General features: G+C 73.1%; 12 protein-coding genes and 1 pseudogene. 7 read left to right on the forward strand and 6 right to left on the reverse strand.

Features of this window, described 5'->3' with window-relative positions; genetic code table 11:
* On the forward strand, positions 1–231 hold a 231-nt coding region (locus tag OO52_RS36860; protein WP_030652530.1), incomplete at its 5' end, for an alpha/beta fold hydrolase.
* Between the two features lie 398 nt (positions 232–629).
* Positions 630–1,853 (forward strand): glycoside hydrolase family 3 N-terminal domain-containing protein, encoded by a 1,224-nt coding sequence (locus OO52_RS36865; protein WP_030652532.1) that lies wholly within the window; start codon positions 630–632, stop codon positions 1,851–1,853.
* A gap of 61 nt (positions 1,854–1,914) precedes the next feature.
* On the opposite strand, the gene OO52_RS36870 is transcribed toward OO52_RS36865, so the two are convergent.
* Both OO52_RS36870 and OO52_RS36875 read right to left on the reverse strand, forming a co-directional pair.
* On the reverse strand, positions 1,915–2,631 hold the full coding sequence (locus OO52_RS36870) for an SDR family oxidoreductase (protein WP_030652534.1): 717 nt from the start codon (positions 2,629–2,631) through the stop codon (positions 1,915–1,917).
* Between the two features lie 444 nt (positions 2,632–3,075).
* Positions 3,076–3,900, reverse strand: coding sequence for a MerR family transcriptional regulator (locus tag OO52_RS36875; protein WP_030652537.1), 825 nt, complete (start codon positions 3,898–3,900; stop codon positions 3,076–3,078).
* A 258-nt stretch (positions 3,901–4,158) separates the two neighbouring features.
* On the opposite strand from OO52_RS36875, the gene OO52_RS36880 reads away from it, so the two are divergent.
* From OO52_RS36880 to OO52_RS48370, 5 genes and pseudogenes are all read left to right on the forward strand, one after another.
* Positions 4,159–4,671, forward strand: a complete 513-nt coding sequence (locus OO52_RS36880; protein WP_030652539.1) for a DUF6069 family protein — start codon at positions 4,159–4,161, stop codon at positions 4,669–4,671.
* Between the two features lie 134 nt (positions 4,672–4,805).
* Positions 4,806–6,203 carry a CHASE3 domain-containing protein gene (locus OO52_RS36885; protein WP_030652542.1) on the forward strand — a complete coding sequence of 466 codons (1,398 nt, stop codon included), beginning with the start codon at positions 4,806–4,808 and terminating at the stop codon, positions 6,201–6,203.
* Between the two features lie 76 nt (positions 6,204–6,279).
* Entirely contained in the window at positions 6,280–10,086 is a 3,807-nt protein-coding gene (locus OO52_RS36890) for a Kelch repeat-containing protein (RefSeq protein WP_030652546.1), read from the forward strand.
* Between the two features lie 301 nt (positions 10,087–10,387).
* The gene (locus OO52_RS36895) at positions 10,388–10,729 is read left to right on the forward strand and encodes an SAV_915 family protein (protein ID WP_030652549.1); all 342 of its coding nucleotides are present in this window, start codon (positions 10,388–10,390) and stop codon (positions 10,727–10,729) included.
* Between the two features lie 309 nt (positions 10,730–11,038).
* Positions 11,039–11,767, forward strand: a pseudogene (locus OO52_RS48370) (lanthionine synthetase LanC family protein); the annotation flags it as partial.
* A 183-nt stretch (positions 11,768–11,950) separates the two neighbouring features.
* On the opposite strand, the gene OO52_RS36905 reads toward OO52_RS48370, so the two are convergent.
* The 4 genes from OO52_RS36905 to OO52_RS36920 are packed head-to-tail and all read right to left on the reverse strand — an operon-like array spanning position 11,951 to position 16,325.
* On the reverse strand, positions 11,951–12,859 hold the full coding sequence (locus OO52_RS36905; RefSeq protein WP_030652557.1) for a carbohydrate ABC transporter permease: 909 nt from the start codon (positions 12,857–12,859) through the stop codon (positions 11,951–11,953).
* Positions 12,856–13,788, reverse strand: coding sequence for a carbohydrate ABC transporter permease (locus OO52_RS36910; protein WP_030652560.1), 933 nt, complete (start codon positions 13,786–13,788; stop codon positions 12,856–12,858). The genes OO52_RS36905 and OO52_RS36910 overlap by 4 nt, the downstream gene beginning before the upstream one ends.
* A complete protein-coding gene (locus tag OO52_RS36915; protein WP_030652563.1) occupies positions 13,785–15,176 on the reverse strand; it encodes an ABC transporter substrate-binding protein in 1,392 nt (463 codons plus the stop codon). Before OO52_RS36915 ends, OO52_RS36910 begins: the two co-directional genes overlap by 4 nt.
* A 51-nt stretch (positions 15,177–15,227) precedes the next feature.
* The gene (locus OO52_RS36920) at positions 15,228–16,325 is read right to left on the reverse strand and encodes an enolase C-terminal domain-like protein (protein ID WP_030652566.1); all 1,098 of its coding nucleotides are present in this window, start codon (positions 16,323–16,325) and stop codon (positions 15,228–15,230) included.
* Between the last annotated feature and the right edge of the window lie 39 nt (positions 16,326–16,364).

Raw genomic sequence — 16,364 nt, forward strand, 5'->3', positions numbered from 1 at the left:
CGCTACGACCGTTACGAGAAGCTCCTCGCCGCCCAGCCCCCCATCCACGTCCCCACCATCACCCTCGACCCGGCGCTCGACCCGTTCACCCCGCCCGGCAACGGATCCGCCTACCGCGATCACTTCACGGGCAAGTACGAGCACCGCACCATCGCGGACGTCGGTCACAACCTGCCGCAGGAAGCGCCCACCACCTTCGCCCAGGCCGTCGTCGACGCAGCCCGCCTTTGAGGACCACGGGGCGCGCCGGCTTCCGAGGAGGGGTTTCACGCGGGGTGGGGGTTCGTCACACTCCGGCGACGGTCGCCGGGGGTGGGCACGTTGGTCGCCGGTGCCGGCGCCGGTCGCGAACGGTTCGGGGCCGTGCGGGGAGCACGTGCGGCGGGTGCCCCGCGGGAAGTGTTTCACGCGCCCCTCTCCGTGACGGCCGCAGCGGGCCCCTCCGGGACGGATTCGCGGCCCCGCAGGCCGGTTCGCGGCTTGATACCAGGCAAGGCGCGCATCTCCGGGCGGTGCGGCGTAGCGTGTGGGGGCGGGGGCGCGCGGTGGAGCGGTCTGCCCCCGCCGTGCAGGAACAGCGGGCCATCGATTCCCCTGCCCGCCCATCGTCCGAGACAGGAGCGCCACCCATGACAGCACGTGTCCGCCGGCCAGGAAGGGGCCGTTCGGCGGCTCTGCGCACCGGCATCCCGCTCGTCACCATGCTGCTGACCGCGGTCGCCTGCGGCGAACCGGCCGCTCACGCGCATACCGTCCAGCCGGCCCGCGCCGTCGCCGACCCGGGCCCAGGGGCCCTCGCCACCACCTGCGCCGACCGCGTCTACTCCGGTATGACCCAGGCACAGCGCATAGGCCAGCTCTTCATGGGCGGAGTGTCCGCCGCGGCCCCCAGCGCGACCGACCTGCGTACGCTGCGTGACAACCACGTGGGCTCCGTCATGCTGACCGGGCGCAGCAGTGCCGGCACCAAGGCGACGCGCAAGGTCGTGGACGGCTTCCGGGGCCAGGCGGACACGGTCTCCGGCCGGCGGGTGGGCCTGATGGTCGCGACGGACCAGGAGGGCGGCCAGGTGCAGGTGCTGAGCGGCCCCGGGTTCTCCACCATCCCGGCCGCGCTCACCCAGGGCAGCTGGTCCACGTCGACGCTGCGCACCCGGGCCGCGGGCTGGGCGGCACAGTTGAAGTCCGCCGGACTGGACCTCAACCTCGCTCCCGTCGCGGACACGGTGCCGGCCAGCCTCGGCACGCGCAACGCGCCCATCGGCCGCTACCACCGCGAGTTCGGCCACACCCCCGACATCGTGGCCTCGCACAGCGGGGCCTTCTCCGCGGGGTTCAAGCAGGCCCACGTGATGACGACGCTCAAGCACTTCCCCGGTCTCGGCCGGGTGATCGGCAACACCGACACCACCGCGAACGTCGTCGACTCGGTGACGACGACCTCCAGTTCGTACCTCGAGCCCTTCCGGTCCGGCATCAAGTCCGGCGCGCCGTTCGTGATGATGTCCTCGGCCACCTACTCGAAGATCGACGCCCGTCACATCGCGGCCTTCTCACCGACGGTCATCCGCAAGCTGCTGCGCACCCAGCTCGGCTTCAAGGGCGTCGTCATCTCGGACGACCTCGGGCAGGCCGTCGCCGTGCGGTCCTTCACCCCGGGCCAGCGGGCCGTCAACTTCCTGTCGGCGGGCGGCAACATGATCCTCACCGTGAAGGCGTCCACCGTACCGGCGATGACGCAGGCGGTCAGCGCCCGGATGAAGACCGATGCCGCGTTCCGGGCCGATGTCGCCGACAGTGTGCACCGCATCCTCGCCGCCAAGTCCGCCGCCGGCCTCCTGAGCTGCGGCTGAACCACCCCACCGGACGCCGTCGAGCCCAGGCTTCCTGGGCCGATGCCGAGCCGTGGCTCCCTCACCGGCCGGGAAGGCTCCCTCCGCCGTCCACGCCGAGCACCTGGCCGGTGATGAAGCCGGCGTCGTCGCTCAGCAGGAAGGCGATGGCCGCGGCGACCTCCTCCGGGCGGCCGAAGCGGCCCATGGGCACGGAGCGGAGCATCCTGGCCTCGTCCGCGCTGCCCACCGGGTGCTTCTCGCGCAGGAGTTCGGTGTCCACCGGGCCCGGGGCGACCGCGTTGACCGTCACCCCGTGCTCCGCCAGCTCAAGCGCCCATGTGCGGGTCAGCCCCACCAGCGCGCTCTTGGCGGCCGCGTAGCTGCTGCGCGTACGCGAACCGTGCTGCGCGCGGCTCGTCACATTGACTATCCGGCCCCAGCCGCGCTCCCGCATCCCGCCGACGCACGCCTGGGTGACCTGCACGGCGGCGCGTACGTTGAGCTCGTACACCTCGTGCAACGCGTCGAGGGTGATCTCGCCGAGCGGTTCCGGCAGGACGATGCCGACGTTGTTGACGACCGCGTCGACGCGCTCCTCGCGGGTGACCGTCTCCAACAGCTCGCGCGTCGCCCCCGCGTCGGCGAGGTCGCACGCGTGCAGCACCCCCGGGAAATCACCGTCCGGGACACCGCGGGCGATTCCCAGCACCCGGTGTCCCTGGTCGGCGAGCCGGTGCGCGGTGGCGAGGCCGATCCCCTTCGACGCTCCTGTGATCAGCACGGTACGTCCGGACAACAGCGGTCTCCTTCTCCCTGAGCATCCCTGGCCGAACCCTGCCACAGATGCTTTCACCCGCCGCGTCCGGCATCACACCGCCGTGCGTGCGCCCCCGCGGAGGCCACGGGGTACGCAAGTGCCGGAGACCGGGTACGGAAAGACGTCAGGAGGGCGATTACGCCGTAATAGACGATGGCGTCGGACCGGTTCGCCTCGGAGTGGTCTCCGTCAAGAAACGCGGTGCACAGCGGACTTGGGTGCGGTGACGGTGCCGACCGCGTGCCGGGCCTGGTGGCGGGCCGGCGGTCCGAGGCCGGCTCCCGGGTGCTGCCGGGGCCGACCCCTACGACAGGACAGCCCCGGCGCACTATGAGGCGGCGGGCGGCCCCACATTCCGCGGGGCTGTCCTGTCGCGACCGGGGACAGCGGGCACGGCGGAGGAGACGCGCCTCCCGCCGGTGATCAGGCCCGGTGCACCGGCGCCTGCAGTTCCGTCACCCAGTCGTCGCGGTTCTCGGGACACTCCAGGTTCACCTCGCGGGGGTACCCGGCCGAGCGGTAGCCGCCCGCGTCGATCCAGCGGGCCAGGGTCTGGGCGGTGGGCAGCACGGTGTCCATCGAGCCGCGGTGCACGATGGTCGCCGCCTGTTCGAGGGCCGGCAGGTCGAGGACGCGGAAGGCGCCGCCGTCCTGGAGGGGGGCGGAGACCTGGATGGCGGCGTGGACGGTGATCCGGCCGCCGCCCTCCGGGGCGTCCTCGTAGTAGGCGATACCGGGTCCGGTGGGCGTGATGCCCGCCGTGTCGAGGCGTCGGAACAGCTCCTCGTAGAGCGGTCCGATGACCGGGCCGATGTCCTGGGGGCCGAAACCGGCGGCGGTCGCGGTCAGTTCGGCCACCCGGACGCCGGGGACCTTCTTGATGACGACGTCGTTCGTGGGCATGTGCCCCTCGCTCTCGATCGCTCGGAGCCTCGCCTCGACCTGGACCAGCCGTGCTCCCGCGGCGGCCATGGCGGTCTCCAGTTCGGCCCGCCGCAGCCGCAGCATGCCGCGCAGTTCCTCGGCGCCGACCTTCTCGTCCACGATGTCCCGGACCTGCCGGAGGGAGAATCCGAGGTCCTTGAGCGCGATGATCCGGTTGAGGCGGGCGAGCTGGGCGGCGGTGTAGTGGCGGTAGCCGCTGGCGGGGTCGACGTGGGCCGGGCGCAGCAGTCCGGTGGCGTCGTAGTGACGCAGCATCCGGACCGAGACGCGGCCGTGCCGGGCGAAGTCTCCGATGGTGAACATGATGTCTCCGAGCTGACCGCCTGACACGGTGTGAGGGTCAAGAAGCTACCCGGCGGCCGGAGAGCGGCGAGCACACGGGGCGGGTCCGCGGATGCGGACCGGACCTGCTGACTCGTCAGGCCGGCCTCACGAGAGGGGCGTTGGCTCGCATCGGTCGCGCCATCGGCGGCAGCGGAGGCATGCTGGAGTCAGCGCGAGTGACGGCAGCAGGTGGGTGACGTCACCTCGTGACGACCATGTGTCGAAAGGTGGTTCCTCATGGCCGGTTCCGCTCCGTACGGTGACGTTCCCTCCTACCGCCCGCGGGGCGGCCCCGGGTACCAGGCGCCCCCCGGCCCGCGGTCCGTCGCGGCCGGCCGGCTGTGGGCCACCGGCGCCGCGACGGCGGTGGTCGCGGCGCTGGTCGCGGTCGTGGCCACGATGTTCGTGCGCGGTGTCCTCGACGTTCCGCTGTTCGCACCGCGCGGGGCGGGCGTGTGGGGTGACGTGACGACGGGGTACCTGGCGGCCTGGGCGGCGGCCGGCGCCGTCGTGGGCACCGGGCTGCTGCATCTGCTGCTGCTGACCGTGGCCCGGCCGCGCGCCTTCTTCGTCTGGATCGCCGGCCTGGTGACCGTGGCGCTGGCCCTGCTGCCGTTCACCACGGACCTCGCGCTCGACGCCCGCCTCGCCATCGCGGCCGTGTTCCTGGCCATCGGCGGGACGATCACCGGCCTGCTGTCGGCGACCGCGTACAGTGTGGCGCCGGACCGTGGCGGCGACACCTGGTGACGTACGGCCCGGGAACACTCCGGCCCACTCAAGTCAATGGGTCGGGCCCCCGGCGATGACATTGACATAACATGTGCCACCCACTCCGCTACTTCACCTAACTTCGCCGGGCATATGCGGCTACATTGCGGTTCATGACTGTACGACGGGGGTACGGGAGCCGGCGGCTGGGGCTGACGCGACTCACGATCGTGGCGAGCGCTCTGCTAGCCCTGCTGATAGGTGTCGCGTTCGTCGTCCTGCTGTGGGCGATCGACGACGCGAACGATTCCACGTCGGCGCGCCGCGCCTCCCGCACGGCTCTCGTCGAGGCCGGGAACATGGAGCAGCTGCTCCTGGACCTGGAGACCGGGCAGCGCGGCTTCGTGATCACGAAGCGGGAGGACTTCCTGCAGCCGTGGCAGACGGCGCGGAAGGCGCTGCCCGCCGAGATCCGGCGGTTCACCGACTCCGCCACCGCCCCCGCGCAGCGACGCACCGCCGAGCGGATCTCGCGGGACCTCCAGTCCTTCCTGGACGACTACTCGGTCCCGCTGGTGGAGTCGGTCCGGCGAGGCGATCCCGCCGCGTCCGGTCTGGCGGTGACGGCCGAGGGGAAGCGGCGCGTCGACGCCCTGCGGACCCGGTTCGACGCCTACACGGCGGGCGAGCGGGCCCAGCTCGCCGCGCGTGAGGACACCGCCGGCGCCAACGCCCAGCGGGCGGTGATCGCGGCCGGCGTGGGCGTCGCGGCGTCGACCGCGCTGGTGGCCGCGTTCACGGTGCTCCAGCACCGCGCCGTCGTACGGCCCGTGCGCGGGGCGGCGGCAGCGGCCGGGCGGCTGGCGGGCGGCGACCTCGGTGTCCGGATCCCGCCCAGCAGGGTGGCGGAGATCGACGCGCTCGGCGCGTCCTTCAACACCATGGCGGCCTCGTTGCAGGACAGCCGCAGACGGACCATGGAGAGCGTCGAGGCGGTGCACCGGCGTACGGCCCGCGACCTGCACGACGGGGCACAGCAGCGCCTCGTCAGCCTGATGATCGGACTCCGGCTGGCGCGGGAGATGATGCCCGACACGGAAACGTCCGTGACCGAGCTGATGGACCAGTCGATCGACAACGCGCAGACGGCGATCGACGAGCTGCGGGAACTGGCCAGGGGCATCTACCCGCTGGTGCTCACGGTGAAGGGCCTGGCGGCGGCCGTGGAGGACCTGGCCGCCCGGTGCCCGATACCCGCCACCGTGCGCAGCGACCACCCCCGGCGGCTCTCCACCACCGTGGAGTCGAACGCGTACTTCGTGGTGGCCGAGGCCGTGACGAACGCGGTCAAACACGCCCAGGCGTCCAGGATCGACATCTTCCTCGACGTCACGGACGTCCTGCGGATCCACGTCGTGGACGACGGAGTCGGCGGTGTCGACGGTGCCACCGCCGGCAGCGGCCTGACCGGCCTGGCGGACCGTGTGTCCGCCTTCGACGGCACCTTGACCATCGACTCACCCCCCGGCGCCGGCACCTCCGTCCTGGTGCGGATCCCGATCCCGTCCTGAACGGAGACCTCTTCACGACTCAACTAACGTGTGTCGGGCGGCGCGTCCAACCGCCGCCCATGCCACAGGAGTTGAGTTGCCCATATCTCTGCTCGTATCCCGAGGCGCTGTGCCAGGCCGGCGCAGACGCGTGACCGCCTGCGCGGTCGCCCTGGCCACCGCCTTGCTGGCGGCCCTCGCCGCCCCCACCCCCGCCCGCGCGGAGGCCGGTGAACGGCCCGTGGAACCCGCCACGCAGACCGCACGGGACCACGTACGCCCCCTCTGCGGCCCGCCCGAGCCGCACGAGTTCACCTGTTTCGGCCTGCTCCGCACGGACGTGACCGATCGTCAGCGGCTGCGCGGCACCGATGACGCCCCCCAGGGCTACGGGCCGTCCGACCTGCGCAGTGCCTACGACCTCCCCGCGGACGGCGGCGCCGGCGCCACCATCGCCGTGGTCGACGCCTTCGACAACCCGAACGCCGAGGCGGATCTCGCCGTCTACCGCGCCCAGTACGGGCTGCCGCCCTGCACCACCGCCAACGGCTGCTTCACCAAGACCGACCAGCGCGGCGGCAGCCACTACCCGGACCCCGACCCCGGCTGGGCGACCGAGATCTCCCTCGACCTGGACATGGTCTCCGCGGTGGCGCCCAAGGCCCGGATCCTGCTGGTCGAGGCGGACACCGCCACGATCGACGACCTGGGAGCGGCCGTGGACCAGGCGGTCGCGCTCGGCGCGAAGTACGTCTCCAACTCCTACGGCTCCAACTACACCTTCTTCCCGGAGGACCCGGCGGAGTCGGCGGCCGACGTCCACTACGACCACCCGGGCGTCGCCGTCGTCGCCTCCTCCGGCGACTCCCGCTACGGCGTGGCGTACCCGGCCGCCTCCCCGCACGTCACCGCGGTCGGCGGCACCACGCTCACCAAGGACCCGGCCGCGACGCGCGGCTGGTCGGAGTCGGTGTGGGACCACGACGGCAACGGCACGGGCTCCGGCTGCTCCCGGTACGAGCCCAAGCCGGCGTTCCAGCGGGACACCGGCTGCGCGGGGCGCACCGTCGCCGACGTCGCCGCCGTGGCCGACCCGGACACGGGCGTCGCCGTGTACGACAGCTACGGCGACACCGGTGGCTGGGGGGTGGCCGGCGGCACCAGCGCCTCGGCACCGATCATCGCCGGCGTGTACGCGAACGCGGGCACCCCGGCGGCGGGCTCCCGGCCCGCCGTCTACCCGTACGCCACCGGCGGCCGGGGACTGCACGACGTGACCGCGGGAGCCAACGGCACCTGCGCACCGGCCTACCTGTGCACCGCGGGCCCGGGCTACGACGGCCCCACCGGCCTCGGCACCCCCGACGGCCTGACGGCCTTCACCATGGGCCCGCACGGCACGCTGACCGGCACGGTCACCGACGCGGGCTCGGGCGCGGGCGTCGCGGCGGCCGAGGTGACGGCCGGCCCGTACAGCACGGCCACCGACGCCCACGGCCGCTACACCCTGCCGCTGCCCGCCGGTGACCACGACGTCCGGGTGACGGCCTACGGCTACGCCCCGGGCACCCTGCCGGGCGTCCACCTCACCGACGGCGGCACCGCGAGCGGCGACCTGGGCCTGCGCAAGCTGGCCACCCACCGGGTCTCCGGCACCGTCACCGACGGCTCGGGGCACGGCTGGCCGCTGCACGCGAGGATCACGGTGGCCGGGGTGCCGGGCGCCCCGGTGTGGTCCGACCCGGTCACCGGCGCGTACCGCCTCGACCTCCCCGAGGACCACACGTACACCCTGCGCGTGGTCAGCGACGACAGCGCCTACCAGTCCCTGGAACGCGAGGTGAAGGTCGGCACCGCGGACCTCACCGTGGGCCTGGCCCTGCCCGTGGACACCTGGGCCGAGGACGATCCGGCGTACACCGTGCAGGCGGACACCGTCGGCAGCGAGCCGTTCGACGACACCTCCGGACCGCCCCCCGGCTGGAGCGTGACCGGCACTCCGGGCTGGACGGTCGACGACCCCGGCGGCCGGGGCAACACCACAGGCGGTTCCGGTGGCTTCGCCATCGCCGACGCCGACCACGCCGGGACCTCCCTGGACACCTCCCTCATCAGCCCCGCCTACGACTTCGGCAGCGCCGGAGACCCGGCGCTGAGCTTCGACACCGACTACGAGGGCTCCGCCGAGCAGAAGGGCGAGGTGCAGGTCAGCGCCGACGCCGGCCGGACCTGGACCACGGTGTGGCACCAGGATCAGCTGTGGACGAGCGGCCGGGTGGAGATCCCGCTGACCAGCTACGCCGGCGAGCGCGCGGTACGGGTGCGGTTCCACTTCACCGGACCCGGCCTGTTCTGGGCGGTGGACGACGTCACGGTCACCGAACGGGTGGCCACACCCGTGCCCGGCGGGGTCCTCACCGGCACGGTCACCGACGCGAACACCGGCAAGGGGCTGATCGGAGCCGTCGTACGCACGGGCCCGGCGGACGGGCCGGCCGCGCCGACGGTCGCCACGACCGGTGACCCGCGCCTAGGAGACGGCGCCTACCGGCTGTTCGTCCCCGGCTCCGGCCGGTCCGCCACCGCGACGGCGGCCAAACCGTCGTACGCCACGGCCACCCGCACCGTCCAGGTGCCCGCCGACCGGGTCACCGAGGCCTCGTTCGTCCTCAAGGCGGGCCGGCTGACGGTCCGGCCGGCCGGGATCGACGCCACCTCCCGACGGGCCACCGTGGTACGGAAGGTGACGGTCCGCAACACCGGCACCGCGCCGATCCGGCTCCGCGTCGGCGAGCGCACCGGCACCGTGCCGGGCTCCCCGGCCCCCGGCACCGCCTGGCGCACGCTGCCCGACCTGCCCGCCCCCGTCATGGACAACGCGGTCGACACCTACGGGGGCAGGCTCTACTCCGCCCTCGGCTCCGACGGCCAGGAACCCACCGCCGACCTGTACGTGTACGACCCCGCGACCCGCGCCTGGAAGCGGGGCCCGGCCGCACCCGAGCCCCGGCAGGCCACCGCGCACGGATTCATCGGCAGCCGCCTGTACACCGTGGGCGGCTGGGGCCCCCAGGAGACCGTCAGCCGGACCACGCAGGTCTTCGACGCGGTCACCGGCCGCTGGTCGAAGGCCCCGGACATCCCCGAGGGCCACTACGGCGCGGCGAGCGCCGTGCTCGACGGGCGGCTCTACGTGGTCGGCGGCTGCACGAACACCGACTGCTCGGACACCGTGTACGTCTACGACCCGGGCGCGCGGTCCTGGTCCCGGGCCGCCGCCTACCCGCAGACCGTCAGCTGGGCCAACTGCGGTGCCGTGGACGGCAGGCTGTACTGCGCGGGCGGCGTCCACGACTACGTGGAGACCGGCGCCGCGTACGTCTACGACCCGGCCTCCGACAGCTGGCAGCCCATCGCCGCCATGCCGGTCGGCCTGGCGACCGGCGCCTACACCGCCGCCAACGGACAGCTTCTCGTCTCCGGCGGTTTCAAGCGGGTCGGCTCCAACCGGGTGCTCACCGCCGAGGGGTACGCCTACGACCCCGGGACCGACGCCTGGAAGCGGCTGCCGGACGCCCCGACCGCCGTCTACCGGGGCGGCGGCGCACCCGGCCTGTACCGGGTGGGCGGCAGCGGCCAGCCCCGGTTCCCCGTCCCCGTGTCCACCGTGGACGCCCTGCCCGGATACGACCGTACCGAGACGGACGTCCCCTGGCTGACCGAGAACCCGCACCGCCTGACGCTCCGGCCCGGGCGGACCGCGACGTTCACGGTGACCCTCGACCCGCGCCGGCTGACCCGGCCCGGCGACTGGACGGCGTCCCTGACCCTGACCACCGACGGCCCGTACTGGGTGCCGGACATCCCCGTCCGGCTGCGCGTCCCGGCCCGAACGGCCTCGTAGCGGACCGCGCTGCGGCGGCCATGCGCACGGCCCCCGTCCCGGGACGCGTCCGGGGCGGGGGCCGTCGCGTCGCCGGCGGTGCCGAGCGGTCGGGTCACGCGCCGACGGGGGATCGCGGTCGGTGCCCTCTCGCCAGGCATGTCAGCATCCCGTCAAGGCCGACCGGATCGCCGTCAGCGTCCCGTCAGGGCCCGCCGGTACCCCCGGAGACCGGTCGTACCGTCGGTGGCGAGCCCCGGCCGCCTCCCCGCGGCCGGGGCGCCCCCGACCACTTTCTCCTGCCTTTCGGCGGAGGCACCCCATGGCAGAACTCCGCTACGGCGACGACGATCCCGAGCCCTGCGATCCGTTCCCGGCCGGACCCTTGTACGTCCCGGTCCGGCCGGCCCCCTCCGGTTGTGCGGCCCGGCTCTTCCGCACCCCGCTCGGTGACCGCACCGCCGTGGGCTTCACCTCCGCGAGCCGGCTGACCGCCACCCTCGGCGCCGGTCAGGCGTGGATCCGGCTCGCCGAGCCCGCACTGCGCGCGCTGACCGCGCCGCTCGGCATCACCACCGTCACGGTGGACCCGCGGCTCACCGCCCCGGCTCCCACGCCGGTCACGCCGGTCACATCCGGGTTTCCCGTACCGCGGACCGCCTGAGAGGGGCAGCACCGATGACCACGGTCCACGAACCCACCACGCCCGTCACCGGGTTGACGGTGTGGCCCGCCTCGGCCACCGAGCCCCGCCCGGGCGGCCTCGCCCGAGCGGGACCGGCACCCGTGCGATCCCGGGATCCCCGTCCTGGCACACCTGGTCGCGGACGACCGGGCGGCGCGGGCCGCCGTGGCCGTGTGGTCCCGCACGGCCGGACGCGGACCGGCCCACCCCGCCCTGTACGACGGGGGCCTGGGCGGCACGCTCGTCGGTCTGTGCCTGGGCGCCCGTGTGCACCCCGCGCTGCGGCCCGTGGCGGACCGGCTCGCCACTCACCTCCGCGGGAGCCGCCCCCGGTACCGCACCCACGACGTCGCCTTCCCGGACTACGACCTGATCTCCGGCCCCTCCGGCACGCTGCTCGCGCTGTGCGCGGCCGAACCGGAGGCGGAGCCGCCACGCCCGCTCGCCGCGCACCTGGCGCACCTGTGCGACGAGGAGGAGCTGCCCCGGCTGCGGACGGGACAGTACGCCGACCACCCGTACCTGGCCTGGGTGCACGGCCGTGTCAACACCGGCATGGGGCACGGCGTCGCCGGACTCGTCACCGCGCTCACCGCCGCACTGCGCCGTACCGCTACGGACGCTGCCCACGCCGACGGCCTCGCCGGGGCGCTCGGCCGGGCCACCCGCTGGCTGGTACGGCAGGCGTACGACGACGAGCGGGGCGTCCGGAGCTGGCCCGGCGCCGGACCCGTCCACCCGCCCGACCGCACCGCCCACCCCCGCCAGGCCTGGTGCTACGGCACCCCGGGGGTCGCCTGGGCGCTGTGGGACGCCGCCGACGCCCTCGGCGACACCGCCGCCGCCGACCGCGCGGCGGCCGCCTTCACCACGCTCGCCGAGCACTACGACGAGACCTTCCACCTCTACGGCGACACCCCCGGCGACCGCCTCGGCCTGTGCCACGGCGCCGCGGGCGTGCTGGCCGTCGCCGACGCCTTCGACCGGCACGCGCGGCTGCCCGCCGCGACCGCGCTCAAGCACCGTCTCGCGCGCCACCTGACCACCCGGCTCCCCGCCCACCCGGCCACCGGCTGGTCCACGGACCTCCTGAACGGGCTGCCCGGCGCCCTGGCCGCACTCCTCACCGCCACCCAGGAGGCGGCCCCCGCCCCTGGCTCTCCTGCCTGGGCCTGCGCTGACCGCACGCCCCGGGCCGGGTCACTCCTTGGTGGCGCCCGCCAGCATCCCCGACACGAGGGTGCGCTGGGAGAACAGGAAGAGGACCAGGACGGGGAGGATGGCGATGACGATGGCGAGGGCGAGTTCCGGGATCGTGATGTTCAGGCCCGCCCCGGCCACCGGGTTGAACGACGGGGTGGACGACAGCAGTTGGTTCAGTCCGACCTGGATGGGGAACTGGTCGCTGTTCGGCAGCACCAGATACGGCAGGAAGAAGTTGTTCCAGTTGCCGACGAAGCTGAAGAAGGCCACGAGGCCGATCACGGGCTTCGCCAGCGGCAGGGCGATGCGGATGAACAACTGCCGTTCGGAGCACCCGTCGATGCGCGCGGCGGCGAGCAGATCGCGCGGCAGGCTGGTGGCGAAGTAGATGTAGACCAGGTACACGCCGAACGGGTAGAAGGAGAACGGCAGGATCACCGACCAGGCCGTGCCGATCAGGTGGAACGCGTTGAGCTCCAGGAAGACCGGCAGGACGAGCGTGGCCGACGGCATGATCATGGTGACCAGCGTGATCGCCAGGAGGACCTTGCGGCCCCGGAAGCGGGTCAGGGCCAGGGCGTAGCCCGCCGGGACGCTGGTGACCAGGGTCAGCAGCAGCGAACCGCCGGCGTAGACGGCCGAGTTGCGCAGCCACACGAGGACCGCTCCGTCCTCGAAGGAGAACAGGTGCCGCCAGGCGTCCCCGATCCTGCCGAACGAGCCGAAGGACAGCGGGTTGTCGTGGACGATCTGCCCGGCGGTCTTGCTGGGCGCCAGCAGCAGCCAGAGCACGGGCAGCACGAAGAAGACCAGCAGGACGGCGAGCAGCAGGCCGACCACCAGAGCGGAGACGGCCCGCGAGGGCGTGGTCCGGGGGCGCGTGAGCGCGTGCGGCCGGGTCGTCATCTCTCCTCCAAGGTGAACATGCCGGAGCGCCGGATCAGCAGCCCCGCGCAAAGCAGGCCGAGGGCCAGCAGGAAGACGGAGATCGCGGCCGCACCGTTGAAGTCGCCCTGCTGGAAGGCGTACACGTAGGCGAGCTGGTTGGGTGACCAGGTCGGGCTCACCCGGCCCAGGCTGGCGGTCTGCAGCAGTTGCGGCTCGACGAAGAGCTGGGTGCCGCCCGCGAAGGCGAGGATGGCCATGTAGGTGATCCACTGCCGGATCATCGGGATCTGGACGGACCAGGCGATGCGCCAGGGCCCGGCGCCGTCGATGCGGGCGGCCTCGATCACCTCGTCGGGGATGTTGTTCAGCGCCCCGTACATCACCACCATCCAGCCGCCGGCCCCCGTCCAGAAGGCGATCAGCATGAGGATCACCGGGAGGTTGCCGGGGGCCAGCACGGCGGCGAAGCTGTCCAGGCCCATCCGGTGCAGCAGCCACGACACCGGGCTGACGTCCGGATCCAGCATGAACAGCCAGACCAGGACGCTCGCCACCCCGGCCAGCGCGCCGGGTATGTAGTAGAGGAACCGCAGCAGCGCGGAGACTCCCGCCCGGACCCGGCCGCGCAGGACGACGGCGGTCAGCACCGTCAGCACCACGAGGACCACCAGCCAGAGGGCGAGGTACAGCAGGATGTGGCCGAAGGCGGGCAGGAAGCGGTAGTCCCGGGCGACCCGGAGGAACTGGTTGACACCGGTGAACTGACCGCGGTCGTTGGTGAAGGCCAGGTAGAACGCGTAGCAGGTGGGGAAGACGCCGAAGGCGAGCAGCAGCAGCGTGTACCCGGCGGCGAAGAGGTACCCCGCCGTGCCGCCCCGCCGCCGCGGCGCGTGGCCGCGGCGGGTGGGAGCGGGTACGGCGACGGGCTGGGCGTCCAGCAGTGTCATCGGTCGGTCACCCGGTACCCGTCGGCCCTGGCCTGGTCGCTGATGGCCTTCTGCCACTGCGGCAGGGTCGCCGTGAGGGTCTTTCCGGCGGTCAGGGCCGGCAGGACGACGCTCGACCAGGAGGTGGCGTCGGAGAACCTGGTGTTCGACCAGCCGGTCCACACCTCGTCGGCCGCCTGCTGGAGCGGGCCGCTGACGTCGCCGGCGAAGTAGTCGCGGTGCGCCGGTTCGGCCAGCCAGGCCTTGGCGGCGGGCGTGTAGGCCGGGTAGGTGGGGGCCGTGGCCTGGTTCGCGTCCGACGTGGTCAGCCAGGTCACCAGGTCGGTGGACGCCTTGAGGTCGGCGCTGTGCGAGGAGACCATCCAGACGCCGCCGCCCACGTTGCCCGTGGCGGCGGTGGTCTCACCCGGCCACTTCAGCGGGGGAGCGGCGGCGATCCGCTTGGCCGGGGTGTGGAAGGCGGCCTTGAACAGGTACTGGCCGTACCAGGAGGGGCCGTAGGCCATCAGGACCTTGGAGCCGCTGCTCTTGGCGAATCCCTGGCTGAAGAAGCCCTGGGTGGTCACGGCCTTGGCGGAGATCAGCTTGTCGAGCAGGGTCGCCATGCGCGTGCACGCGGGGTCCTGGAGGTCGACCCGCAGGGTGTCCGGCGTGGTCAGGTGGAAGGCCGGGCACCGGCTGGACCAGAAGTACGACTCGTGCGAGTTGGTGTCACCGACCGAGCCGGCGAGGTAGCCGGGGTGCTCCTTGGCGACCTTCACGCCCAGGGCCTCGTACGCGGCCCAGGTGGTGGGGACCTGGTAACCCCACTTGTCCATGAGGGACTTGTCGTACCAGAGGACGACCTGGGCGATGTCGTTGCGCAGGCAGTAGGTGTGCCCGTGGAACTGGCAGGGCGTCAACGAGCCCTTGGCGAAGCCGTCCAGCGTGCTTTCCGGGACCAGCTTGTCGTCCAGCGGGGCCGCGAAGGCGGCGGCGCCCGGCTTGGTGGGGGAGGAGGCCCAGGTGACGTCCGTGGGGGAGCCGAAGACGACGTCGGGCCAGCCCTTGCCGGTACGGTCGAACAACTGCACCTTCGTCTGGAGGTAGGTCGAGCCGTCGGCGCCGCCGTCGTAGGTGACGATCTTCATCTTCACGTCCCGGTGCGACTTCTGGTACGCCTGCACCGACGGCAGCCGCGTGGAGTCGGTCCAGACGGTGATCTCGGAGCCGGCCTTCTGCGCCACGGGCGTGAACCGGGACGTGCCGCCCTGCTGGTCGGACCCGGTGGACGGGTCGGCGTCGGCGCAGCCGGCCAGCGCGGCGACGGCCGCGAGGGCGGCTGAGGCGGCGAGGGCGCGCACGGCTCTGCCGCGCCGGCCGGTGGTCGAAACGCGCGAAGACGTCATCGTCCTGCCTTTCGTGGTTCGGGATCGTGCGGGGGCGGGGACGGCGGCGGGTCAGCGGGGTTGTTCCACGAACCGCTGGAGCGCGGTGCCGTAGCCGAAGTCGAGGGGCAGGGCGATGCCCGGCCCGGTCGGGGCGTGCACCAGGCCCCGGTCGTCGACGTGACGCTCGCGGACGACCGTGGTCGAGGTGACCAGGGACTCGTAGTAGGTGGTGTTGGAGACGGCCATGCACAGGTGCTGGTTCGGGATGTCCGAGCCGTGCACCTCCGCACGCAGCCGGAAGGCGTCCGCCAGGTGCGCGGTGCGCATGGCGCCGGTGACACCGCCGCGCAGCGTCGTACTGGCACGGACGCCGAAGGTGGCGGCGCCGCTCCTGATGAAGTCGGCGGAGTTCATGTGGGCGCCGTCGGAGGTCTCGGCGACCAGCAGCGGTACGGCGACGGACTCGGCCAGCCGCCGGTAGGCGCTGATGCTGAACTCCCGCATCGGCTCCTCGTACCAGAGGTAGTCCGCCTCGGCCAGGGCGTGCCCCAGGTAGAGGGCGTCCGGCAGGTCGAAGCCGGCCGAGCCGTCGTACATCAGCGGCACGTCCGGGCCGACGTGGTCGCGCAGGGCCTGGCACAGGGCGGCGTCGCGGCGGGCGTCGCCCCAGGCGTGCAGCTTGATGCCGTGGTAGCCGAGAGCCAGGCACTGGTCGGCCACCGAGAGGAACTCCTCGGTGGTGGCGAAGGTGGAGGTGGAGGCGTAGGCGGGGATGGCCTCGCGGAAGCCGCCGAGGAGCTGCCACACCGGCCGGTCGTGCACCCGCCCCGCCAGGTCCCACAGCGCCACGTCGACCAGGCCGAGCACCGGCAGGGGCAGTTCGTGGATGCGGTCGAGCTCCCAGACGCGGTGCCAGAGCCATTCGCGCCGGAAGGGGTCGGCTCCGAGGAGTTCCTCCCGGAAGACCCGGTCGACCAGGTCGCGCAGGGTGACGGCCGCTCCCGGCCGGGCGAACACCGCCACCCCTTCGGCGCCCTCGTCCGTGCCGATGTGCAGGACCGCGCCGTCGCCCACCGGGGCGCTGCCGCTGAGCCCGTGCCGCCAGGAGAAGGGCGGGTCGGCGGCGGGGACGTCGATCCGGTGGACCTCGACATGTGTGATCTTCATGGTCGCTTTCTGTTCCGGAGGTGGGTACGGCGGGCCGGG

It is taken from the genome of Streptomyces flaveolus (assembly GCF_000716535.1).
Classification (GTDB): Bacteria; Actinomycetota; Actinomycetes; order Streptomycetales; family Streptomycetaceae; genus Streptomyces; species Streptomyces flaveolus_A.

Excerpts from the sequence above, each read along its gene's own strand:
- OO52_RS36865 (WP_030652532.1), top strand. The coding sequence starts at position 630 with ATGACAGCACGTGTCCGCCGGCCAGGAAGGGGCCGTTCGGCGGCTCTG.
- OO52_RS36875 (WP_030652537.1), bottom strand. The coding sequence starts at position 3,900 with ATGTTCACCATCGGAGACTTCGCCCGGCACGGCCGCGTCTCGGTCCGG.
- OO52_RS36880 (WP_030652539.1), top strand. The coding sequence starts at position 4,159 with ATGGCCGGTTCCGCTCCGTACGGTGACGTTCCCTCCTACCGCCCGCGG.
- OO52_RS36885 (WP_030652542.1), top strand. The coding sequence starts at position 4,806 with ATGACTGTACGACGGGGGTACGGGAGCCGGCGGCTGGGGCTGACGCGA.
- OO52_RS36895 (WP_030652549.1), top strand. The coding sequence starts at position 10,388 with ATGGCAGAACTCCGCTACGGCGACGACGATCCCGAGCCCTGCGATCCG.
- OO52_RS36905 (WP_030652557.1), bottom strand. The coding sequence starts at position 12,859 with ATGACGACCCGGCCGCACGCGCTCACGCGCCCCCGGACCACGCCCTCG.
- OO52_RS36910 (WP_030652560.1), bottom strand. The coding sequence starts at position 13,788 with ATGACACTGCTGGACGCCCAGCCCGTCGCCGTACCCGCTCCCACCCGC.
- OO52_RS36915 (WP_030652563.1), bottom strand. The coding sequence starts at position 15,176 with ATGACGTCTTCGCGCGTTTCGACCACCGGCCGGCGCGGCAGAGCCGTG.
- OO52_RS36920 (WP_030652566.1), bottom strand. The coding sequence starts at position 16,325 with ATGAAGATCACACATGTCGAGGTCCACCGGATCGACGTCCCCGCCGCC.